The 21577-nt window shown below is 66.3% G+C and carries 19 protein-coding genes; 13 read left to right on the plus strand and 6 right to left on the minus strand.

All coding sequences use genetic code 11. The annotated features are described in order from the left end of the window. Nucleotides 1–264: 264 nt before the first annotated feature. On the plus strand, nt 265–1749 hold the full coding sequence (gene mltF / locus OMP44_RS21035; RefSeq protein ID WP_133863121.1) for a membrane-bound lytic murein transglycosylase MltF: 1485 nt from the start codon (nt 265–267) through the stop codon (nt 1747–1749). Between the two features lie 162 nt (nt 1750–1911). Here the strand turns inward: mltF and tcdA are convergent, their stop codons facing one another. Further along, nucleotides 1912–2697: a tRNA cyclic N6-threonylcarbamoyladenosine(37) synthase TcdA gene (gene tcdA, locus OMP44_RS21040; protein ID WP_285389870.1), complete on the minus strand. Its 786-nt coding sequence runs from the start codon at nt 2695–2697 to the stop codon at nt 1912–1914. 85 nt (nt 2698–2782) lie between these two features. Here tcdA and dapE point away from each other — a divergent pair, with 85 nt between their 5' ends. From dapE to OMP44_RS21055, 3 genes are read left to right on the plus strand one after another with little or no spacing between them, the layout of a single operon-like run. After that, nucleotides 2783–3925: a succinyl-diaminopimelate desuccinylase gene (dapE, locus tag OMP44_RS21045; protein ID WP_280311003.1), complete on the plus strand. Its 1143-nt coding sequence runs from the start codon at nt 2783–2785 to the stop codon at nt 3923–3925. After that, a complete protein-coding gene (locus tag OMP44_RS21050) occupies nt 3922–4734 on the plus strand; it encodes a putative RNA methyltransferase (protein ID WP_280311005.1) in 813 nt (270 codons plus the stop codon). The genes dapE and OMP44_RS21050 overlap by 4 nt, the downstream gene beginning before the upstream one ends. Nucleotides 4735–4739: 5 nt before the next feature. Continuing rightward, nucleotides 4740–5123: a hypothetical protein gene (locus OMP44_RS21055; protein WP_133862935.1), complete on the plus strand. Its 384-nt coding sequence runs from the start codon at nt 4740–4742 to the stop codon at nt 5121–5123. A gap of 41 nt (nt 5124–5164) precedes the next feature. On the opposite strand, the gene OMP44_RS21060 is transcribed toward OMP44_RS21055, so the two are convergent. Next, the gene (locus OMP44_RS21060; RefSeq protein ID WP_133862934.1) at nt 5165–5377 is read right to left on the minus strand and encodes a cold-shock protein; all 213 of its coding nucleotides are present in this window, start codon (nt 5375–5377) and stop codon (nt 5165–5167) included. A 371-nt stretch (nt 5378–5748) separates the two neighbouring features. On the opposite strand from OMP44_RS21060, the gene plsB reads away from it, so the two are divergent. Together plsB and OMP44_RS21070 are read left to right on the plus strand one after the other, a co-directional pair. Continuing rightward, nucleotides 5749–8259 carry a glycerol-3-phosphate 1-O-acyltransferase PlsB gene (gene plsB / locus OMP44_RS21065; RefSeq protein ID WP_280311007.1) on the plus strand — a complete coding sequence of 837 codons (2511 nt, stop codon included), beginning with the start codon at nt 5749–5751 and terminating at the stop codon, nt 8257–8259. 48 nt (nt 8260–8307) lie between these two features. Beyond that, entirely contained in the window at nt 8308–8790 is a 483-nt protein-coding gene (locus OMP44_RS21070; protein ID WP_280311010.1) for a YbaY family lipoprotein, read from the plus strand. Nucleotides 8791–8893: 103 nt separating this feature from the next. Here the strand turns inward: OMP44_RS21070 and ung are convergent, their stop codons facing one another. From ung to OMP44_RS21090, 4 genes are all read right to left on the minus strand, one after another. Then, nucleotides 8894–9589 carry a uracil-DNA glycosylase gene (gene ung, locus OMP44_RS21075; RefSeq protein ID WP_133862944.1) on the minus strand — a complete coding sequence of 232 codons (696 nt, stop codon included), beginning with the start codon at nt 9587–9589 and terminating at the stop codon, nt 8894–8896. Between the two features lie 61 nt (nt 9590–9650). Further along, nucleotides 9651–9950: a hypothetical protein gene (locus OMP44_RS21080; RefSeq protein WP_007163043.1), complete on the minus strand. Its 300-nt coding sequence runs from the start codon at nt 9948–9950 to the stop codon at nt 9651–9653. An 85-nt stretch (nt 9951–10035) separates the two neighbouring features. Beyond that, complete coding sequence (locus tag OMP44_RS21085) at nt 10036–10488, minus strand: NUDIX hydrolase (protein WP_280311014.1); 453 nt, start codon at nt 10486–10488, stop codon at nt 10036–10038. Between the two features lie 51 nt (nt 10489–10539). Beyond that, nucleotides 10540–11661, minus strand: a complete 1122-nt coding sequence (locus OMP44_RS21090) for a glycerophosphodiester phosphodiesterase (protein ID WP_133862929.1) — start codon at nt 11659–11661, stop codon at nt 10540–10542. Between the two features lie 143 nt (nt 11662–11804). Here OMP44_RS21090 and OMP44_RS21095 point away from each other — a divergent pair, with 143 nt between their 5' ends. The 7 genes from OMP44_RS21095 (at nt 11805) to OMP44_RS21125 (ending at nt 21428) form a co-directional block, all read left to right on the plus strand. Beyond that, on the plus strand, nt 11805–12020 hold the full coding sequence (locus tag OMP44_RS21095) for a cysteine-rich CWC family protein (protein ID WP_187978556.1): 216 nt from the start codon (nt 11805–11807) through the stop codon (nt 12018–12020). Beyond that, entirely contained in the window at nt 12020–12724 is a 705-nt protein-coding gene (locus OMP44_RS21100; protein ID WP_133862927.1) for a 16S rRNA pseudouridine(516) synthase, read from the plus strand. Before OMP44_RS21095 ends, OMP44_RS21100 begins: the two co-directional genes overlap by 1 nt. 61 nt (nt 12725–12785) lie before the next feature. After that, on the plus strand, nt 12786–13757 hold the full coding sequence (locus OMP44_RS21105; RefSeq protein ID WP_280311017.1) for an aldo/keto reductase: 972 nt from the start codon (nt 12786–12788) through the stop codon (nt 13755–13757). Nucleotides 13758–13956: 199 nt separating this feature from the next. Further along, a complete protein-coding gene (gene rlmF / locus OMP44_RS21110; protein WP_280311019.1) occupies nt 13957–14883 on the plus strand; it encodes a 23S rRNA (adenine(1618)-N(6))-methyltransferase RlmF in 927 nt (308 codons plus the stop codon). A 480-nt stretch (nt 14884–15363) separates the two neighbouring features. Next, nucleotides 15364–17001 carry a malate dehydrogenase (quinone) gene (gene mqo, locus OMP44_RS21115; RefSeq protein ID WP_133862924.1) on the plus strand — a complete coding sequence of 546 codons (1638 nt, stop codon included), beginning with the start codon at nt 15364–15366 and terminating at the stop codon, nt 16999–17001. Between the two features lie 271 nt (nt 17002–17272). Then, entirely contained in the window at nt 17273–19912 is a 2640-nt protein-coding gene (locus tag OMP44_RS21120) for an MGH1-like glycoside hydrolase domain-containing protein (RefSeq protein ID WP_273862001.1), read from the plus strand. A 121-nt stretch (nt 19913–20033) separates the two neighbouring features. Then, a complete protein-coding gene (locus tag OMP44_RS21125; protein WP_273862000.1) occupies nt 20034–21428 on the plus strand; it encodes a GGDEF domain-containing protein in 1395 nt (464 codons plus the stop codon). Nucleotides 21429–21577 lie beyond the last annotated feature (149 nt).

Raw genomic sequence — 21577 nt, forward strand, 5'->3', positions numbered from 1 at the left:
GGCGCGCCGGGGACACCTTCCGGCGACGAGGGTTCATGCAGCCTTACCACCACTCTTGTATGTATAAAATGGGCGCTGTGCCACTTCTCGCGTATACTGCCCGCCGTTACGGCCTGCCGCGCCCCATGGACGCGGCTCCCCATTGGGCTCAGGATAGAGCCTTTGGCCGGACCGGTGGCGCGGAGCGTCCCGACCATAACGAGTGCCCGGAGGGGCCGACCGATGAGGCGCGTCAGCAAGGCGCCAGTGCCGTTTTGATGCCGTATGGCCGAGCTAGCCCATTTGAATAGAGCCTTCAAGCGATTCGCCTGGCTTACCCTGCCCTTCCTCGCCTTGCTCATGAGCTGCGGGGAGGCCGACGTGCCTGCGCCGCCCAAGCCGACCGCGCTGGAGCAGGTGCAGCAGGCGGGTGTGCTGCGCGTGGTGACGCGCAACAGTCCGGCGACCTACTTCCAGGACCGCAACGGCGAGACCGGTTTCGAATACGAACTGGTCAAGGGCTTCGCCGAATCCCTCAAGGTGCGCCTGGAAATCAGCACCGCCGACAACCTCGACGACCTCTTCAATCGCCTGACCGCGCCGGACGGCCCGGTGATCGCCGCGGCCGGCCTCACGCCCTCGGTCAATCGCCAGAATCTGAAATTTTCCCGCAGCTATCTGGACGTGGTGCCCCAGGTCATCTACCGCAACGGCACCGTCCGCCCCAGCACCCCCAAGGATCTGGTCGGCAAGCGCATCCTGGTGCTCAAGGGCAGCAGCCAGGCGCAGCAGCTCAGGGCGTTGCAGGCTCAGGTAGCGGGACTCACCTTCGACGAATCCGATCAGGTGGAGGTCAGCGACCTGTTGCGCATGGTCGACGAAGGCCAGATCGACCTGACTCTGGTGGATTCCAACGAACTGGCCATGAACCAGGTGTACTTTCCCAACGTGCGGGTGGCCTTTGACCTGGGCGACAACCAGGGCCAGGCCTGGGCACTGCAACCCGGGGAGGACAACAGCCTGCTTGATGCGGTCAACGCCTACCTGGACAAGGTCCGCCGCGACGGCACCCTGCAGCAGCTCAAGGAGCGCTACTACGGTCACGTTGACGTCCTTGGCTATGTGGGCGCCTACACCTTCGCCCAGCACCTGCAGGAACGCCTGCCCAAGTACGAGAAGCACTTCCGCAAGGTGGCGCAGAAGCATCAGCTGGACTGGCGCCTGCTCGCCGCCATGGGCTACCAGGAGTCGCTATGGACCCCGGACGCCACCTCCAAGACCGGGGTGCGCGGCCTGATGATGCTGACCAACAACACGGCCCAGGCCATGGGCGTCGCCAACCGCCTGGATCCGGAGCAGAGCATCACCGGCGGCGCCAAGTACTTCGACCAGATCCGCGACGAGTTACCCGACAGCATCCACGAACCGGATCGCACCTGGTTCGCCCTGGCCACCTACAACATCGGCATCGCCCATATCCTCGACGCCCGCCGGCTGGCCGAATCCCAGGGCCTGGACCCGGATCGCTGGCTGGACGTGAAGAAGATGCTGCCGCGCCTGGCGCAGAAGCAGTGGTACAGCAAGACCCGCTACGGCTACGCCCGCGGCGGCGAGACGGTGGAGTTCGTGCAGAACGTGCGCCGTTATTACGACATCCTCACCTGGACCACCCAGCCGCAGATGGAAGGTCAGCAACTGGCCAAGACCGGCCTGCACGTCCCCGCCATCGCCGACGACCGCCCCGCCCGGGAAACGCCCCAGGATATGTGAGGGCCGCCGCGCTCGGACCCTCGTAGCGTGGAAAACCGCGCCAGCGTTTTCCACCGGCAACCTCCGGCACCATCCCGCGTGGACAAGGCTGCGCCGTTGTCCACCCTACATAGCTGAACGTCGGTTGGGCTTCGCCGAGCTCCACCCAACCGACGAAAAGCCCTACCCCCTGGGCTTCTGGATCAACTTGTCCACGGCGCGGGCCGCGGCGACCATGCCGAAGGTGGCGGTGACCATCATCACCGCGCCGAAGCCGCCGGCGCAGTCCAGGCGGACGCCTTCGCCGACGAAACTCTTCTGCTGGCAGACGCTGCCGTCCGGCTTGGGATAGCGCAGCTGCTCGGTGGAAAAGACGCAGGGCACGCTGTAGTGGCGGCTGGGATTGCGCGAGAAGCCGTAGTCGCGACGCAACAGCGAGCGTACCCGCGAGGCCAGGGGGTCGTTGTAGGTGCGATTGAGGTCGACCACCTCGATCTGGGTGGGATCGATCTGACCGCCGGCGCCGCCGGTGGTGACGATGGCGATCTTGCGTCTCTTGCACCAGGCGATCAGCGCCGCCTTGGAGGCCACGCTGTCGATGCAGTCCAGCACCAGGTCGAGTTCTTCGGTGATGTAGTCGGCCATGGTCTCGCGGGTGACGAAGTCCGCCACCGCCTTGACCGCGCAGGCCGGGTTGATGGCCTGGATGCGCTCGGCCATCACCGTGACCTTGGGCCGCCCCACCTGCCCTTCCAGCGCATGCACCTGGCGATTGGTGTTGCTGACGCAGACGTCGTCCAGATCGAACAGGCTGATACGACCGACGCCGCTGCGCGCCAGGGCCTCGGCGGCCCAGGAACCCACCCCACCGATGCCGACCACGGCGACGTGGCTGGCGGCCAGGCGCTCGACGGCCTCCTGCCCATAGAGCCGGGCGATCCCGCCGAAGCGTTGTTCATCGAACGTCATGAAGGCTTTCCACAAAAGCCACAGTATAGGTTTTCCTTTACCATACCGCTCCCCCTTGAACCCTAGCCGCCTCCCGGGACCCGCCATGACCACCGCCCTCACCCCCACCCTGGAACTCGCCTGCGACCTGATCGGCCGGGCTTCGGTCACGCCGCTGGACGAAGGCTGCCAGGCCCTGATGATGCAGCGCCTGGAGCGCCTGGGCTTCGCCCTCGAACCCCTGCGCATCGAAGAGGTGGACAACTTCTGGGCGCGCCGTGGCGGCGAGGGTCCGGTGCTGTGCTTCGCCGGTCACACCGACGTGGTGCCCACCGGCCCGCTGGAGGCGTGGCAGCAGGCCCCCTTCAATGCCCATGTGGATGCCGACGGCATGCTGCGCGGTCGGGGCGCCGCCGACATGAAGGGCAGCCTGGCGAGCATGATCATCGCCGTGGAGCGCTTCGTTGCCGACCATCCCGATCACCATGGCGCCATCGCCTTCCTCATCACCAGCGACGAGGAAGGCCCGGCCCTGCACGGCACCCGCGCCGTGGTGGAGCGCCTGCGCGCGCGTGGCGAGCGCCTGGACTGGTGCATCGTCGGCGAACCCTCCAGCACCCGCCTGCTGGGGGACGTGGTCAAGAACGGACGCCGTGGCTCGCTCAACGGCCGCCTGACCGTGCGCGGCAAGCAGGGTCATGTGGCCTATCCGCACCTCGCACGCAACCCCATCCACCTGGTGGCCCAGGCCCTGGCGGATCTGGCCGCCGAGCAGTGGGATGACGGCAACGCCTTCTTCCCGCCCACCAGCTTCCAGATTTCCAACCTCAATTCCGGCACTGGCGCCGGCAACGTGGTGCCGGGCGAACTGCAGGCGCTGTTCAACTTCCGTTTCTCCACCGAATCCACGGTGGAAGGCCTGCAGGCCCGCGTAGAGGCCATCCTCGATCGCCACGGCCTGGACTGGCACATCGACTGGTCACTGTCCGGCCTGCCCTTCCTCACCGAGCCGGGCGACCTGCTCGACGCCGTCTCGGCCAGCGTGGAAGCGGTCACCGGCTATCGCCCCGAAGCCTCCACCAGCGGCGGCACCTCGGATGGTCGCTTCATCGCCACCCTGGGCGCCCAGGTGGTGGAACTGGGTCCGGTCAACGCCACCATTCACCAGGTGGACGAGCACGTCCTGGCCAGCGACCTGGATCTGCTGACCGAGGTGTACTACGGCACCCTGGTACGGTTGCTGGCATGAAGCTGACCTGTCCGCTCTGCCAGGCCCCGCTGGGCGAACTCGAGGGTGGCGTCGGTTGCGCCGCCGGCCATCGTTTCGACCGTGCCCGCCAGGGCTATCTGAATCTCCTACCGGTGCAACACAAGAAGAGCCTGGACCCGGGCGACAACGCCGCCATGGTCGAGGCACGCCGACGCTTTCTCGATGCCGGTCACTATGCGCCCCTGGCCGAGCGCCTTGCGCACCTGGCCGCCGAACGCGCGCCCCAGCGCTGGATCGACGTGGGCTGCGGCGAAGGCTTCTATACCGCGCGCCTGGCCCAGGCCCTGCCCGCCGCCGACGGCTATGCCCTGGACATCTCCCGCGAGGCGGTGCGCCGCGCCTGCCGGCGTACCCCGGCCCTGACCTGGCTGGTGGCGAGCATGGCGCGCCTGCCGCTGCCGGACGCCAGTTGCCAGCTGCTGGCCAGCGTCTTCAGCCCCATCGACTGGAGCGAAGCCCAGCGCGTGCTGGCACCCGGCGGCGGCATCCTGCGCCTGGGGCCGGCCAGCGCCCACCTGCTGGAGCTGCGCCAGCGGCTCTATGACGAGGTGCGCGACTATGCCGAAGACAAGCACCTCCAGGATCTGCCGCCGGACCTGGAACTGGCTCACAGCGAGGGGCTCGAATTCGTGCTGCCACTGGCCGAGCGCCAGACCCGCGAAGACCTGCTGGCCATGACGCCCCACGGCTGGCGCGTCAACGCCGAGCGCCGCGAGCGGGTCCTGGCCGAGCCCTTCGAGGTGCGGGTGGCAGTACGTTACGATTGGATCATCAAATCCGGAGCCTAAGCCCCATGCGCCAGCCCGATATCGAAATCTACCTCAAGGACGTCGATCAGGACGCCATCTCGGCCTGGCTCGAACAGGTGTTCGCCATGCCCTGCGTCTGGCAGGCGCACGGACAGACCTTCAAATGCACCCTGCGCTATGGCGGCGAGTCGATTCCGGTGACCTGGCTGCCGAAGGCAGTCGGCAAGTGGCACAGCCTGCTGCTGGAAAGCGATGTGTCGCCCTGGGTGGATGACCTGGCCTGCGCCCGCGATGCCTATGCAGCCCTCCAGGTACAGGTGCGCTGCGCCCCGAGCGGCTGGAGCGAGGAAGAAGAGGAAGAAGCCGCCGATCGCTGGCTGAAGGTGACGGACGCGGGCGTCGAAGAGATTGTCTGGCGCACCGAGTGAACTGAAGGCGCGAGGAGCCTTGCGCTCCTCGCGCAACGGATCTAGACCTGGGCGACGTCTTCGGCCTGGAGACCCTTCTGGCCCTCGATCACCGAAAACTCCACCTGCTGGCCTTCGTTCAGGGAACGATGACCTTCACCGCGGATGGCGCGGTAGTGAACGAACACGTCGGCACCGCCTTCGCGTTGAATGAATCCATATCCCTTGGCGTCATTGAACCACTTGACGGTCCCGGTTTCGCGTTGCTCACCCATCACATCTCTCCGAAGCTTTCTGGATTTCCTATCCCCGCTCGCCACAAGCTGGGCGCTCGGGTTGCTTTGTTGTATCGGTACAGATCGCTCGCCGGACCGGTCGCCAGGCTGGCAGCCCGATTCCGACCATCGGCAAGAACCTGCCGATGCCTTATAAAGCATAGCTTTCCCGGCAAAAGCAACGTTCTTTACGCAAAGTGCCAGCATGGCTGAAAGCCGCGCCAACGCCGGGTTTTCGACGATCTGAGCGGCATTTTTTCGACAACGGGGACAAGCCGCCGACTGCCGGGTCGAAGAGAGAACAACACGGGCGGTTTTACGCCCGCCAGGCCATCCGGCACACTGCCGCCCCGTCACTCCGGTAGCCCTCCATGACCCGTTCGCCGCTGCGCCTGCTGGCCTTCTCGCTGCTCAAGCGCCTGCTCTATCTCTGGGTCCGCTCCGAGACCACCCAGGCGGCCAGCCTGCTCAGCCGCATCGATCCCGCCAGGCCGGTGCTCTATGTCCTCCCCGAGGCCTCGTTGAGCGATCTGGCGGTGCTCGACCGGGAATGCCGCAAGGCCGGCCTGCCGCGACCGCTACGCCCGCTGGTGCTGGGTAGCAAGACAGAGCCACTTGCCTACTTCAACGCCACCGGCAAGGCGAACTGGCGCGGGCGCCCCGCCCGGCGCTCGGTACCCCCTACCCTGCGCCGGGTGGTGGCCGCGGTGACCGAGCAGCAGCTGGAAGACGTCCAGCTGGTACCGGTCAGCGTCTTCTGGGGCCAGTCGCCGGATCGCGAGACCAGTCCCTGGAAACTGCTCTGGGCGGACAACTGGGTGGTGACCGGACGGCTGCGCAAGCTGGCGCGCATCCTGGTACTGGGCCGGCTGACCCGGGTGCAATTCTCCAAGCCGCTGTCGCTGGGCGAACTGGCCAGCCAGCGTCCCGATCCGCAACGCCTGGAGCGCCTGGTGATGCGGCAGCTGCGCATCCACTTCCGCAACGTGCGCCAGGCGGTGATCGGCCCGGACCTGTCGCACCGCCGTACCCTGTTGCGCGGCCTGCTCCGCGCGCCCCAGGTACGGGCGACCATCGCCCACGAGATTGCCCAGCGCAAGGCTACCCCCGGGCGCATCGAAGACGAGGCGGCGCACTATGCGCGCGAGATCGCCTCGGACTTCTCCTATCCGGTGGTGCGCTGCCTGGACGTCGGCCTGCGCTGGTTCTGGAACAGCATCTATGACGGCGTCACGGTCAGCCACATCGAGCGGATCCAGGAGATGGCGCCCGGTCATACTGTGGTCTACGTCCCCTGCCACCGCAGCCACATCGACTACCTGCTGCTGTCCTACCTGCTGTTCCAGAACGGCCTGACCCCGCCGCACATCGCCGCCGGCATCAACCTGGACATGCCGGTGGTGGGCAACATCCTGCGCCGTGGCGGGGCCTTCTTCATGAGGCGCAGCTTCAAGGGCAACGCCCTCTATGCGGCGGTGTTCAACGAATACCTGCACAGCCTGTTCAGCCGCGGCTTCTCCACCGAATACTTCGTCGAGGGCGGTCGCTCGCGCACCGGACGTACCCTGCAGCCACGCACCGGCATGCTGGCCATGACCCTGCGCAGCTTCCTCCGCGATTCGCGGCGCCCTATCGTCTTCGTACCGGTGTACATCGGCTACGAGAAGGTCTTCGAGGGCCGCACCTACCTGGGCGAGTTGCGCGGCGCGGCCAAGAAGAAGGAATCCATCTTCGACCTGGTCAAGGTCTTCGGCGCCCTGCGCCAGCGCTTCGGTCGGGTCTGGGTCAACTTCGGCGAGCCCATCCCGCTGCAAGGCTTCCTCGATGCCCGCCGTCCGGGCTGGCGCGACGAACCCCTCGACGAAGACCTGAAGCCCGCCTGGTTCAATTCGGTCACCCACGAACTGGGCGAGCGGGTGGTCCGCCGCATCAATGCCGCGGCGGCCGTCACCCCGGTCAACCTGGTGGCCCTGGCGCTGCTCTCGACCAACCGCCAGGCCCTCGACGAAGGCGCCCTGATACGCGCCATCGACCTCTATCTGGATCTGCTGAAGCGGGTGCCCTACTCCACCAGCGTCACCCTGCCCGAGGGCGACGGCCAGGCGATCATCGAAGAGGTACGCGACCTGGGTTTCCTCTCCGAGCAGCAGGACGCTCTGGGACGCATCCTCTACCTGGACGAGCAGAACGCGGTGCTGATGACCTACTACCGCAACAATGTCCTGCACCTCTTCGCCATCCCGGCGCTGATCGCCAGTTTCTTCCAGAACACCGGGCGCATGACCCGCGAGCTGATCCACAGATTCGCCCTGGCGCTCTATCCCTATCTGCAGGCCGAGCTGTTCATCCACTGGGAGCGCGAGGAGCTGCCGCTGGTGCTGGACGGCTGGCTGGAGGCCATGGTGGAGCGCGGCCTGCTGCGCATCGAGGACGACGTCTTCGTGCGTGCGGCGCCCAGCTCGCGGCAATTCGTCCGCCTCACCCTGCTGGCGCGGGCCATCCTGCAGACCCTGCAGCGCTACTACATGACCACCGCGCTGATCCTCAACCACGGCCAGAACAGCCTGACCGCGCCGCAACTGGAAGAACTCTGCACCGTGATGGCCCAGCGGTTGTCGGTGCTGCATGGCCTCAATGCGCCGGAATTCTTCGACAAGTCGCTGTTTCGCCACTTCATCCAGACGCTGCTGGCCGAGGGTGTGCTGCGCAAGGCCGACGACGGCACCCTGGGCCATCATGAATTGCTCGGCGAACTGGCCGAAGGCGCCGGCAAGCGGGTGCTGCCGGCGGAGATCCGCCTGTCGATCCGTCAGGTGGCGCTGGACCGACCCGATGCGCCCGACCTGCCGGATCCCGAATCCCCTGCGGTCGCCGGCAACTAAGCCGGCGTCCATGGGTCACAGCAGTCGATTTCAGTCCAGGATCTACCCATGAAAAGAATCGCCACCTTGCTCGCCACCTCGCTGCTGCTCAGCGCCTGTAGCGGGCTGCGCCCCGGTCCCGCGACGCCACCGCCGTCCGCTGGCCAGCCGCTGCCGCCCACCGAGCAGCCGCAGACCACCACGCCTGGCGTGCCGGCCCAGCCGAGCATGACCAGCCTCAGCGGCCAGGCCACCTTTACCGCCAACGAGCCGGTGCCGCCCACCGCCAAGCTCACCGTCAGCCTCTACAGCGCCAGTGCCGGCGACACCCCTGCCGGTCGCCTGGCCCAGCGCACCCTGTTCGTCAAGCAGCCCGGCCAGGTGCCCTTCCGCCTCGACTACGCCCCGGCCAAGGTCAAGAGCGGCGAGCGCTATCTGCTCAGCGGGCGCATCCTGCTCGGCGGTCGCCCGCTGTATCTGACCCAGGAGCCGGTGGCCGTGGACCTGAGCAATGGTGGCGAAGTGGAGTTGCCGCTGCAGTCGGTGCGTTGAGGGCCTAACGGCTGGGGTGGCGTGCTCGCTGGGCGAACAATCCGCCTGCCGCACTCTCCCGAGACAACCAGCCGTCTATTTCGGCTGAGGACCAGGGCCCCTCCTACGCCAGCGGTGGCAGCGCCCAGTCGATAGGGGTGAGGCCGGCGTTGCGCAGGAATTCATTGGTGCGGCCGAAGTGGCCGTTGCCGATGAAGCCGCGGTGGGCCGACAGCGGCGAGGGATGCGCCGACTTGAGGATCAGGTGCTTCTGGGGATCGATGAGCGTCTGCTTGCTCTGGGCATGGCTGCCCCAGAGCAGGAACACCAGGTTCTCCCGCTCGGCGCTGACCACCTCGATGATGCGATCGGTGAATCTCTGCCAACCGGCCTTGGCGTGGGAACCGGCGTTGGCCTGTTCCACGGTCAGCGAGGTATTGAGCAACAGCACGCCCTGCTCGGCCCAGTGCTGCAGATAGCCGTGGTTGGGAATGGGCAGGTTCAGGTCGCGCTTGAGTTCCTTGAAGATATTCTGCAGCGACGGCGGCGCCGGTACCCCAGGCTGCACCGAGAAGCTCAGCCCATGGGCCTGACCCGGACCGTGATAGGGGTCCTGGCCGAGGATGACCACCCTGACCTGATCCAGAGGGGTGGTATTGAGGGCATTGAAGATCAACGGCCCGGGCGGATGGATGACCTTGCCCGCCGCCTTCTCGCGCCTGAGGAATTCGCTCAGCTGACGCATGTAGGGCTGCTCGAATTCGTCGCGCAGCGCGGCTTTCCATTGGGGGTCGAGCTTGATGCGATCGTCGTCCACGATTCGAGGCTTCCTGGTCAAGACAAGGGCACCCTAGAAAAGCCGGCTGCCCCTGTCAAACCCGCTACCAGCGCGGACCGTAGCGCGGGCCCCAGCCGGGCGGACCATAACCCGGACGCGGTCCCCAGCCCGGCGGTCCCCAGCCGGGACCCGGACCCCAGTGAGGCGGTGGTGGCGGTGCCGGTCGATAGTAGTAGCCATAGCCATAGGGCCGCACGATGACCGCGGGCGGCGGATAGGCCGGCGTGCCGTAGAAGACCGCCGCGGGCGGTGCCGGACGGCTGTAATAGCGCGGGGACGTGTCGTAGACGGTGCAGCCGGTGAAGGTCAGGGCACAGAGCGACGCCAAGAGGAAATGGCGCATGGGGAATATCTCCAGAACGGCCCGGATGGGCCTGGACAAAGCTTAAGCCCTGGCCAGGCGCCGCGCCCGGTTATCGCGCGTTCATTCAGCCGGGATTAAGAGACGCGGGTCGGCTCTCCTCCCGCTCGCCCAGGTAGTCCTGCAGCCGCGCCTGCAGATGGGGTACGGCCTGGGGATGGGCGAGGAAGTCGGCGATGCTCATCAGCTGCCAGTGCTGGCCTTCGTCGCCAAAGCGGATGGCGGCGAGTTCGGCGGGATGCAATTGCCCGGCGAACAGCCAGCTAGGCAGATAGCCGGGTTGGCGCGGCGGATAGCAACGCCCCCAGGTCAGCCGCGCCTCGTCCAGCACCAGGCCGAATTCTTCTTCCAGCTCGCGCAGGGCGCAGCGCTCGGGCGTCTCGCCGTCTTCGCGACCACCGCCGGGCAGGTCCCAGAGGGCCGGCCAGGGGATGTCGGGCTTGTCATCACGCTGATAGACCAGGATCTGCTCAGCGCAGAGCAGCGCCAGCTTGGCACCGTTGAAGGCATGGCGGGACATGAGGAGGCCTCCGTTGGCGACGGGGAGACCGGCAGGCCTCCCCGCCTGGACTCAATAACCCAGCTGCTTGAGCAGGGCACCGGGTGCCTGCTTGGCCGGACGCTCATAGAACTTCAGCAATTCGGCGGCGCGATTGCTGAAGAAGCCATCCACGCCACGGGGCGCGAGACGCGCGTAGTCCACCGCCGAGTCCACCGTATAGGCATGCACCAGCAGACCCCGCTCGTGGGCGACGTCGTTCATCCAGGGCTTCACCAGGTCCGCATAGCTCTGGTCGCCACCCTCCTCCAGGGCCGCCGAGGGGCCGATGCCGATGGCGCCATGGGCCTTGGCCCACTCGATCCAGGCGGTGAAATCGCCTTCGGAGCGCACCTGCTGCTTGGCGTAGTAGGCCGCCTTGCTGGCCTCGCCCGACTCGGCGTAGCTCGGCCCGGGCTTGGCCGGGATGTAGTCGTCGCCCAGCCACAGCAGCAGGATCTTCGGCGTCTTCGGCATCTCCTTCTGCAACAGCTCCAGGCTGCTCTTCTCGAAGGTCTGCAGGATCACCCGCCCGGGCATGGCGGCGACGCCGGTGGCACCCGGCTTGGGCTTGCCGAGCCAGCCGCGCTGGGTCAGCTTGGCCTTGAGGTCGCGCTCGATACCCGGAAACAGCTTGGGTTGCTTGGTTTCGATGTAGAGACCCGGCTTGTTGCGACCGCCTTCGGCGATGTCGATGACCTCGTCGAGGGTAAGGATCCTGAGTCCGGCGAACTTTGGCCGGGCGCGGTCGGGATGGGCCTGGTTGAACCAGCTGCCGGCGTCCAGCGACTTGAGTTCGGCCAGGGTGAACTGGCTGACCGGGGCCTTGGCGCGGTCGGGGAAGCGCTTGGCGACATCGGTGGTACGTTCCAGGGTGTCGTCGTGCAGGGCGATGAGCTGGCCGTCCCTGGTGCGCTGCAGGTCGAGCTCCAGGTAGTCGGCGCCCAGTTCCCGCGCCACCAGGTAGGCCGGCGCGGTGGATTCGGGGGCGTCGAAGGAGGCGCCGCGATGGGCGATCACCGCCGGCCAGGGAATGCCGGCCTGGCGGGCCAGGGTCTGGCCGACATCGGCTTCGGTGGCCAGGGCCAGTTGGCTGACCAGCAGGGTGCCGGGAATGAGGGTACGGATCAGGGTGCGCAGAGCAGTTATTGTCATGGGTTCCTCGGGTGGTCCGACGATCGGAGCTAGGATGCAGCTTGCACCCTGGTTGCGACAGTACGCAGACCCCCAGCGTAGCGGACGTTACCCAGGTCGCAATTCCCGGTACTCTGCCGCCCGCTTCGCCCGACGAGATCACCATGGCCGCATCGCCCATCCCCTTCGATCCCACCCGCTGCCCGCTGTGCGGCCAGGCCAACAGCTGCTTCCTGGCGGCCGGGGGCGAGATCCGCGACTGCTGGTGCCTGCAGACGCCGATCGATCCCGCCGTCCTGGACCGCCTGCCCGCGCAAGAGCGCGATCGCCGCTGCCTCTGTCCGGCCTGCGCGGCAGGCGTCGCGAGCGAACCTCGCTGATGCGCCTGGACCGCTGGCTGGGCAACCGACCCGAGCTGGGCCGGCAACTAGGGCGGCGCCTGCTCGCCGAGGGCCGGGTAAGGGTCAACGGCACCACCACCCTGCGGGCCGAGCAGGAGGTGTTCGCCTTCGACCGCATCGAGGCCGACGAGCGCCTGCTGCAGGACGGCCCCGGCGGTCGCTACCTGATGCTGCACAAGCCGCGCGGCTGCGTGAGCGCCACCGTCGACGCCCGCCATGCCACGGTGCTGGACTGCCTCGCCCCGGACCAGCGCGCCGATCTGCACCTGGCCGGACGGCTGGACTTCAACACCACCGGCCTGCTGCTGCTCACCAACGATGGCCAGTGGTCACGCGGCCTCAGTCATCCGCGTCACAGGCAGACCAAGCGCTACCGGGTCACCACCGCCGAGGTCATCCCGCCGCAGCTGGTGGCCGCCTTCGCCGAAGGGCTCTACTTCGCCTATGAGGACCTCACCACCCAACCGGCGCAGCTGGAGTTGCTGGACGACCACAGCGCTTTCCTGACCCTGGTCGAAGGCCGCTATCACCAGGTCAAGCGCATGTTCGGCCGCTTCGGCATCGAGGTCATCGCCCTGCATCGCGACCGCATCGGCGAGCTGGCGCTGGATTCCGCCCTGGCCGAGGGTGCCTATCGTCCGCTCACCTGCGCCGAGGTGGCCCTGCTACGTCCGGCGGACTAGGGGAACAGGAGTCTGGGGACATCGGTCGGGATGCAGACACGCACCACCCTGGAGACTTCCCATGCGTATCGACATCCCCTCCCTCGGCTTTGGCGGTGCCCCGCTGGGCAACATGTTCCGCGAGGTAGGCGACGCCGACGCCCGGGCGACGCTCGAAGCCGCCTGGGACGCCGGCATCCGCCTCTATGACACCTCGCCCCACTATGGCGCCGGGCTGTCGGAGCGACGTTTTGCCGAGGTGCTGGCCGACAAGCCGCGCGACGACTTCGTCCTCTGCAGCAAGGTCGGCCGCCTGCTGGAACCGGCCGACCGGCCGGAAAATGCGCCGCCGTTCGTCAACGAACTGCCCTTCAAGCGGGTGCTCGACTATTCCGCCGACGGCGCCCGCCGCTCCATCGAGGCCAGTCTGGAACGCCTCAAGACCGACCGCCTCGATCTGGTGTGGATCCACGATCTGTCCGAGGACCAGCATGGCCCGGCCTGGCGCGACTACTTCGCCCAGGCCATGCAGGGTGCGGCCAAGGCCCTCACCGAGATGCGCGAGGAAGGGCTGATCCTGGGCTGGGGCCTGGGCGTCAACCTGGTGGAACCCTGCCGCCTGGCGCTGGAGCAGAGCGATCCCGATGCCTTCCTGCTGGCCGGTCGCTATTCCCTGCTGGATCATCGCGAAGCCCTGGACACGCTCTTTCCCGAATGCGAACGCCGCGGCGTGGGCATCGTGGTGGGTGGGCCCTACAACTCCAGCCTGCTCGCCGGTGGCAAGCACTACAACTATGCCGAAGCCGAACCGGCACTGCGCCGCAAGGTCGAGTTGATCAAGGGCGTCTGCCAGGATCACGGGGTGGACATCCGCGCCGCGGCCCTGCAGTTCTGCCTGGCCCATCCCACGGTGGCCGCCACCATTCCCGGCAGCAGCACGCCAGAGCGGGCCCGGCAGAACGCCGAACTGCTACGGGCTCCCATCCCTGCCGCCTTCTGGCGCAACCTGCGCGAGATCGGCGTGCTGCCGGAAGACGCCCCGACGCCCACGTGAGCCGTATAGCCTGTTTAAAGCCTGCTGCGCGTCGGGCAAACGGCGTTGAAAATGCCTCCGGAATACTCATTTACCGACTGTAAACTCCGCTTCCTCAGGCATTTTCGCCTTGTTTGTACCTAGCTCGCGAGACTTAAAACAGGCTCTAAAAGGGTGGCTGTGCTAGGCTCGCCGCCCCTTTTCCACCCTGCCTGCCTTCATGACCTCGCCCCGCCGCCCCCTTCCTGGCCGCCCTGCGCCCCTGCATCCACGCAATCGCCACCAGGGCAGTTACGACTTTCCAGCGCTGATGCGCACGAGCCCGGCGCTCAGGCCGTTCGTGGCGCCGACGCCGCGGGGCAATCTGTCCATCGACTTCACCGATCCCCAGGCCGTCCGCGCGCTCAACCGCGCGTTACTGGCGCTGCACCATGGCGTGCGCGATTGGGACATCCCCGCCGATTTCCTCTGCCCACCGATTCCCGGCCGGGCGGATTACCTGCACCACCTGGCCGACCTCCTGGCCGAGGACAATGGCGGCAAGATTCCCCGGGGTGCGACGACGCGCTTGCTGGACGTGGGTACGGGCGCCAATGGCGTCTATCCGCTGATCGGCTTCAAGGAGTACGGCTGGCATTTCGTTGGCAGCGACATCGCCCCGGCGGCGCTGGCTGCCTTCGGCCGCACCCTGGCGGCCAATGCGGATTGCGCCGCCGCCATCGAGTTGCGCCGCCAGCCGGATCCCCAGGCCATATTCGCCGGTATCCTGCAACCCGGTGAGCGCTACGCCGCCACCCTGTGCAATCCGCCCTTCCATGCCAGCCCCGACGATGCCGTGCGCGGCAGCCGGCGCAAGTGGAAGAACCTGGGCAAGACCACCGGCAAGCAGGTACCCCTGCTCAATTTCGGCGGCCAGGCGGCTGAACTCTGGTGCCCCGGGGGCGAGGCCGTCTTTGTCGAGCGGATGATCCGCGAGAGTCGCGCCTTTGCCGGTCAGGTCGGCTGGTTCACCTGCCTGGTGTCCAAGGTCAGCAATCTGCCGCCGTTGCAGGCGGCACTGCGCCGCGAACAGGTCAGTGAAAGTCGCGTGGTGGTCATGGCCCAGGGCCAGAAGCAGAGTCGCTTTCTCGCCTGGCGCTTCGCCTGATCGACCTCTCCACACTTGAACGACGACCCTCCGGCGGCTTTCCGGCCGCTTTCGTCGGTGCCGCCGGCTGCTCGCGGAAAGCCGCCCAGACCGCTCCGGTTCGCCTGGAGCGGCAGCTGGCGGGACTTTGACTGTCGTCACAGAGGATTAGACTAAAGGCTAATAGGCAAAGCCAATGAATTACGGGCTAGGCAGCCCTAACCCTTCCCTTTAAAATGTCCGGCAACAATTACGCCACGCGCACGCAGCCGCGCCCGAGACCTCTGTCTCCGGTCAGCCGCTGCCAAGGCCGCGTCTTGCGTTTTTGCTCCGACTCCTCCGGTGACTCATGAGAGAGGGGCGGTGGAGGGAAAAGAACCTGCCCTTGCGTGTTTCCGGCTGCATTCTGCCTTGCCCACTGCACATCCCCCCATGTGCCATGGTGCCGCACCGCACCGAAACTCGATAAGCAGACCCAGCTTCTATCGAACGAGAGATCACATGCTGAAGAAAATGACTGGCGCGCTGCTCGGCGTCGCCATCGCCTCCGCCCTGGGCACCGCACAGGCCGAAGACACCAAGAAGGTCGACGTCCTGCTGATCGGCGGCGGCATCATGAGCTCCACCCTGGGCATCTGGCTGAACGAGCTGGAGCCGAACTGGACCATGGAAATGGTCGAGCGCCTGGACCAGGTCGCCGACGAGAGCTCCAACGGCTGGAACAATGCCGGTACCGGCCACTCCGCCCTGGCCGAGCTGAACTACACCCCGGAAGACAAGGACGGCAAGGTCACCATCGCCAAGGCCATCGAGATCAACGAAGCCTTCCAGATCTCCCGTCAATTCTGGTCCTGGCAGGTCAAGAACGGTGTCCTCAAGGACCCGAAGAGCTTCATCAACAGCACCCCGCACATGAGCTTCGTCTGGGGTGACGAGAACATCGCCTTCCTGAAGAAGCGCTACGAGGCGCTCAAGGCCAGCCCGCTGTTCTCCGGCATGCAGTTCTCCGAAGATCCCGCGCAGATCAAACAGTGGGTTCCGCTGATGATGGAAGGTCGCGATCCCAAGCAGAAGATCGCCGCCACCTGGAGTCCGCTGGGCACCGACGTCAACTTCGGTGAGATCACCCGCCAGTTCGCCGCCAACCTGCAGTCCAAGCCGAACTTCAAGCTGAACCTGTCCAGCGAAGTCGAGAACATCACCCGCAATGCCGACGGCAGCTGGCGCGTGGAGTACAAGAACCTCAAGGACGGCAAGAAGACCGAAACCGACGCCAAGTTCGTCTTCATCGGCGCCGGCGGCGGTGCCCTGCACCTGCTGCAGAAGTCGGGCATCCCCGAAGCCAACGACTACGCCGGCTTCCCGGTGGGTGGTTCCTTCCTGGTCACCGACAACCCCGAGATCGCCCAGCAGCACCTGGCCAAGGCCTACGGCAAGGCGTCGGTGGGCGCACCGCCGATGTCGGTACCGCACCTGGACACCCGCATGCTCGACGGCAAGCGCGTGATCCTGTTCGGGCCCTTCGCCACCTTCTCCACCAAGTTCCTCAAGCAGGGTTCCTACCTGGACCTGCTGACCAGCACCAACACCCACAACGCCTGGCCGATGGTCCGCGTGGGCGTGGCCGAGTACCCGCTGGTGGAATACCTCGCCGGTCAGCTGATGCTGTCGGATGACGACCGCATGGCCGCCCTGCGCGAGTACTTCCCCAACGCCAAGAAGGAAGACTGGCGCCTGTGGCAGGCCGGTCAGCGCGTGCAGATCATCAAGCGCGACGCAGACAAGGGTGGCGTGCTGAAGCTGGGCACCGAGATCGTCGCGGCCAAGGACGGCAGCATCGCCGGCCTGCTGGGCGCCTCCCCGGGTGCCTCGACCGCCGCGCCCATCATGCTGAGCGTGCTGGAGAAGGTGTTCAAGGACAAGGTCGCGACCCCGGAGTGGCAAGCCAAGCTGCACCAGATCGTGCCCAGCTACGGCACCAAGCTGAACAGCGACCCGGCGCGCGTGCAGCAGGAGTGGAACTACACCGCCGAAGTCCTGCAACTGGCCACCCCGCCGGTCGCCACCGGCACCGAGAACGCCAAGGCCACCGCCAGCGCCCCGCGCGCCGAAAAGGCCGCCAACGACATGGCGCTGTAGATCGCTGCCAGGCCCGCTGCGCGAGCGGCGGGCGCTTCGCGATGACCAGAAGGCCCCACCCCGACCCGGCGTGGGGCTTTTTTTCGTCCGCCGCTTGCCCGGGATAGAGCCCTTGCGCCCGCTCAGGCCCTGTGACGAAAACCGCAACGACGTGAATTTTTTCCGGTCAGACAGGCACTAAAAACTGCAGCGATACGCCAAGGCAGGTCGTTGCACGCCACAATGGTGATCTATCCTCGAGCCTTAACCGTTACCTGAATCTGGAGACACGATGACGGCACATCCCGCCCCGGGCATCCTGCATACCCGAGAAGGCCAGCGCCTGGCTGATACCGATGCCGCCGCCTGGCGGCAGTGGGGGCCCTACCTGAGCGAGCGCCAGTGGGCCACGGTCCGTGAAGACTACAGCGCCGATGGCGACGCCTGGCGCTACTTCCCCCATGACCATGCGCGCAGCCGCGCCTATCGCTGGGGCGAAGACGGCCTCGCCGGTTTCTGCGACAAGGCTCAGCAATGGTGCCTGGGCATCGCCCTGTGGAACGAGCGCGATCCCTTCCTCAAGGAACGGCTGTTCGGCCTGACCAACGCCGAAGGCAACCATGGCGAGGACGTCAAGGAGCTGTACTTCTACCTGGACGGGGTACCGAGCCATGCCTACCAGAAGATGCTCTACAAGTATCCCCACGCCGCCTTTCCCTATGCCCAGCTCACTGAGGAAAACGCCCGACGCGGCCTGGAGGATCGCGAATACGAGATCCTCCATACCGGCGTCTTCGCCGAGGATCGCTATTTCGACGTCACCGTCGAATACGCCAAGCACACCCCCGACGACATCCTCATGCGGGTCACCGTGGAAAACCGCGGGACCGAGCGCGCCAGCCTGCGAGTGCTGCCGCAGATCTGGTCTCGCAACACCTGGGCCTGGACCGGCACCCCGCCGCGCTCCATGCTCAGCCTGGAGGGGGACCAGGTCCGCGCCAGCTATTTCGACCGGCCCGACCTGGTGGTCAGCGCCTGGGGCCCGCGCGAGGCCGAGTGGCTGTTCTGCAACAACGAAACCAACCTGCCCCGCCTGACCGGTGAAGCTGCCGAGGGCCCCTTCAAGGACGGCATCAACGACTACGTGGTGCGCGGCGCCCGCGAGGCGATCCGCCGCGACTTCGGCAGCAAGGCGGCCGCTCATTTCGCCGTGGAGCTGGAGGGTGGCGCCAAGACCGTGGTCTACCTGCGCCTGGCGCCGACCAATGCGCTGTCGGTGGATGCCGATGCGATCTTTGCCGAGCGCATCGCCGAGGCCGATGCCTTCTATGCCGCCCTGCAGGAAAAGATCGCCGATCCCGATGCGCGCCTGGTGCAGCGCCAGGCCCTGGCCGGCCTGCTCTGGTCCAAGCAGCTCTACTACTTCGAGGTCAATCGCTGGCTCGATGGCGATCCGGCCCAGCCGACGCCGCCGGCGCAGCGCCAGCGCATCCGCAACGGCCACTGGCGCCACCTGCTCAATTTCGACATCGTCTCCATGCCGGACAAATGGGAGTACCCCTGGTACGCCTCCTGGGACCTGGCCTTCCAGGCGGTGGCCTACGCCCTGATCGATCCCGGTTTCGCCAAGCAGCAGCTGCTGCTGCTGGTGAAGGACAGATTCATGCATCCCAATGGCCAGCTGCCGGCCTACGAGTGGAATTTCGAGGACGCCAATCCGCCGGTGCATGCCTGGGCCACCTGGCACGTCTACCTGCAGGAAAAGTCTCTGACCGGGGTGGGCGACCGGGTCTTTCTCGAACGCGTCTTCCACAAGCTGCTGCTGAATTTCTCCTGGTGGATCAACCGCAAGGACACCGAGGGTCGCAACATCTTCCAGGGCGGTTTCCTCGGCCTGGACAACATCGCCCTCTTCGACCGCTCGGCCCCCCTGCCGGAGGGCTATCACCTGGACCAGGCCGACGGCACCGCCTGGATGGCCGCCTATGCGCTGGACCTGATGCGCATCGCCCTGGAGCTGGCCAAGGAAAATCCGGTGTACGTCGATCTCGGGGTGAAGTTCTTCGAGCACTTCCTGCACATCGCCGGCGCCATCAACCACAGCGATGATCGCGAAGACGGCCTCTGGGACGAACAGGACGAATTCTTCTACGACGTCCTGCACAAGGCGGATGGCAGTGCCGAGCCGTTGCGCCTGAGGTCCATCGTCGGCCTCATCCCGCTGTTCGCGGTGCAGGTGCTGGAACAGCGCGAGCACGAAGGCCTCCCCGGCCTCGGCGGACGACTGCGCGGCTTCCTGCGCCAGCGTCCGGATCTCGCCCGACTGGTCTCGCGCTGGACCGAACCCGGCCAGGGCAATAGATTCCTGCTCTCGCTGCTGCGCGGCCACCGTACCAAGCTGCTGCTCAAGCGCATGCTGGATGACAACGAATTCCTCTCCGAATACGGCATCCGCTCGCTGTCCAAGGCCCACGAACAGCAACCCTTCGAGATGCGCCAGGCCGACGGCAACCTGCTCAGCGCCCGCTATCAACCGGGGGAATCGGATTCGCGCCTCTATGGCGGCAACTCCAACTGGCGCGGGCCATTGTGGATGCCGATCAACTACATGCTCATCGAGTCGCTGCACGAGTTCCACCGTTATTACGCCGACAGTTTCTCGGTGGAATACCCCAGCGGCTCCGGCTACCTGGCTAATCTGGAAGAGGTCGCCGACGGCCTCAGCCAGCGCCTGACGCGGCTGTTCCTCAAGGACGCCGACGGCAAACGCCCGAGCATGGTCGACTATCCACAACTGCAGAACGATCCGCGCAGTCGCGACCTGGTGCTGTTCCACGAGTATTTCCACGGCGAAAACGGCCGCGGACTCGGGGCCTCCCACCAGACTGGCTGGAGCGCCCTGGTGGCGCTGCTGCTGCAACCCCGCCGCTAGTCCGCTAACGCCCAGGCGCCGGGAGCGACCGGCGCCTGGGCGAACTGCGGCAAGGCTACAGTTTTCCTCTGTCGCCCTGGATACTATGCTCTAGCCAGAGACCCCGCCTTCGCGAGCCCGCATGACTCACCCCGATGACGCCCAGCGTCTCCAAGCCCTGAGCGAGCTGCAGATTCTCGATAGCGGTGTCGAAGCCGCCTACGAGGACATCGTCGCCCTGGCCTGCCAACTGACCCGGGCGCCGGTGGCCTTCATCACCCTGGCCGATCGGCAGCGTCTCTGGTTCAAGGCCTGCCAGGGCATGACGGTGGCCGAGGTACCGGCCGACGCCTCGCTCTGCCACCTGGCGATCCGCACCCCTCGCCAGCCTTTTCTGGTGGAGGATCTGCAGAGGGACCCGCGCGTTTCACACCTGAGGGCGGCACCCGGGCTGGAGCGGATGCGCGCCTACCTGGGCATTCCCCTGCTCGACCGGCACGGGGTCGCCCTCGGCACCCTCTGCGTGATGGACGACCGGGTCCGGCGGTTCGAGGCGGCTCAGGTCGACAACCTGCAACGGCTGGCTCGGCAGGTCATCATCCTGCTGCAACAGCGCGAGACCCTGCGCCAGCTGGAAGAGCTGGACATCAACTTTTCCGCCTTCATGAACAACGGGCCCTTCATCGCCTACATCAAGGACCGCGACTGGCGCTACCGCTATGTCAACGAGCCCTTCCTGCAGCAGCTGGAACTGACCCGTGACGAGGTCCTCGGCCAGGACGACTTCACCATCTGGCCAGAGGCGGCGCCACGTTTCCGCCAGGTCGACGAGCAGGTGATGAACGAACTCAAGCCGAGCCGACTCGTCGAGCGCATGACGGCCCCGGATGGTCGACGCCTCTTCTGGCAGTCCTACAAGTTTCCCCTGGTCACGCGGCAGGGCATCGCCCTGGCGGGGCTGTCGGTGGACGTCACCGAGCATATCGAGCAACAGCACATGCTGGAGGCCTCGCAGCGCCAACTGCTGGACATGATGCAGGCCGCCGAGCAACGCAGCGTCACCGATGCCCTGACCGGTCTGTTCAACAGACGCGCCTTCGACCTGCGCCTGGCGGAGCATCTGCGGCGCGCCGAGGACCAGGGCACGCCGTTGTCCATGCTGCTGATCGACGTCGATCACTTCAAGACCTACAACGACGCCTTTGGCCACCAGGCCGGTGATACCGCATTGCAGACGGTCAGTCAGCTGCTGCTACAAAGCTGTCGCGACAATGACGCCTGCTTTCGCTACGGCGGCGAGGAATTCGCCATCCTGCTGTCGGGTGCCGATCTCACCGCGGCCCACTTGGTGGCCGAGCGTTGTCGGGCTGCCGTCGCCAACCATGCCTGGTCACGGCGCGCGGTGACCCTGAGCGTTGGTATCGCTACCTACAGGACCGGGATGGATGCCTACACCCTCACCGAAGGCGCCGACCGGGCGCTCTATGCGGCCAAGAACGCCGGTCGCAACCGCATCGCTGCGGAACCCGGACCTTAATCGCCCGCTGTCCTTGAATCGCGCCCAACAAAAAACCCGCCGAAGCGGGTTCTTTGTTGCGACCATCCCAACATCCTGTCAGGCGCCATCCTGGCCTGGTCTTCATCCGTGACCTCAGAGCTGCGCATCCTGCGCCGCTGATAGGTGAC

Origin of the sequence: Pseudomonas flavocrustae (assembly GCF_029872515.1) — a bacterium.
GTDB classification, from domain to species: Bacteria; Pseudomonadota; Gammaproteobacteria; order Pseudomonadales; family Pseudomonadaceae; genus Chryseomonas; species Chryseomonas aestiva.

What these genes read in the sequence shown, in the direction of transcription:
- mltF (WP_133863121.1), top strand. Translation starts at nt 265, where the DNA reads ATGGCCGAGCTAGCCCATTTGAATAGAGCCTTCAAGCGATTCGCCTGG.
- tcdA (WP_285389870.1), bottom strand. Translation starts at nt 2,697, where the DNA reads ATGACGTTCGATGAACAACGCTTCGGCGGGATCGCCCGGCTCTATGGG.
- dapE (WP_280311003.1), top strand. Translation starts at nt 2,783, where the DNA reads ATGACCACCGCCCTCACCCCCACCCTGGAACTCGCCTGCGACCTGATC.
- OMP44_RS21050 (WP_280311005.1), top strand. Translation starts at nt 3,922, where the DNA reads ATGAAGCTGACCTGTCCGCTCTGCCAGGCCCCGCTGGGCGAACTCGAG.
- OMP44_RS21055 (WP_133862935.1), top strand. Translation starts at nt 4,740, where the DNA reads ATGCGCCAGCCCGATATCGAAATCTACCTCAAGGACGTCGATCAGGAC.
- OMP44_RS21060 (WP_133862934.1), bottom strand. Translation starts at nt 5,377, where the DNA reads ATGGGTGAGCAACGCGAAACCGGGACCGTCAAGTGGTTCAATGACGCC.
- plsB (WP_280311007.1), top strand. Translation starts at nt 5,749, where the DNA reads ATGACCCGTTCGCCGCTGCGCCTGCTGGCCTTCTCGCTGCTCAAGCGC.
- OMP44_RS21070 (WP_280311010.1), top strand. Translation starts at nt 8,308, where the DNA reads ATGAAAAGAATCGCCACCTTGCTCGCCACCTCGCTGCTGCTCAGCGCC.
- OMP44_RS21080 (WP_007163043.1), bottom strand. Translation starts at nt 9,950, where the DNA reads ATGCGCCATTTCCTCTTGGCGTCGCTCTGTGCCCTGACCTTCACCGGC.
- OMP44_RS21085 (WP_280311014.1), bottom strand. Translation starts at nt 10,488, where the DNA reads ATGTCCCGCCATGCCTTCAACGGTGCCAAGCTGGCGCTGCTCTGCGCT.
- OMP44_RS21090 (WP_133862929.1), bottom strand. Translation starts at nt 11,661, where the DNA reads ATGACAATAACTGCTCTGCGCACCCTGATCCGTACCCTCATTCCCGGC.
- OMP44_RS21095 (WP_187978556.1), top strand. Translation starts at nt 11,805, where the DNA reads ATGGCCGCATCGCCCATCCCCTTCGATCCCACCCGCTGCCCGCTGTGC.
- OMP44_RS21100 (WP_133862927.1), top strand. Translation starts at nt 12,020, where the DNA reads ATGCGCCTGGACCGCTGGCTGGGCAACCGACCCGAGCTGGGCCGGCAA.
- OMP44_RS21105 (WP_280311017.1), top strand. Translation starts at nt 12,786, where the DNA reads ATGCGTATCGACATCCCCTCCCTCGGCTTTGGCGGTGCCCCGCTGGGC.
- rlmF (WP_280311019.1), top strand. Translation starts at nt 13,957, where the DNA reads ATGACCTCGCCCCGCCGCCCCCTTCCTGGCCGCCCTGCGCCCCTGCAT.
- mqo (WP_133862924.1), top strand. Translation starts at nt 15,364, where the DNA reads ATGCTGAAGAAAATGACTGGCGCGCTGCTCGGCGTCGCCATCGCCTCC.
- OMP44_RS21120 (WP_273862001.1), top strand. Translation starts at nt 17,273, where the DNA reads ATGACGGCACATCCCGCCCCGGGCATCCTGCATACCCGAGAAGGCCAG.
- OMP44_RS21125 (WP_273862000.1), top strand. Translation starts at nt 20,034, where the DNA reads ATGACTCACCCCGATGACGCCCAGCGTCTCCAAGCCCTGAGCGAGCTG.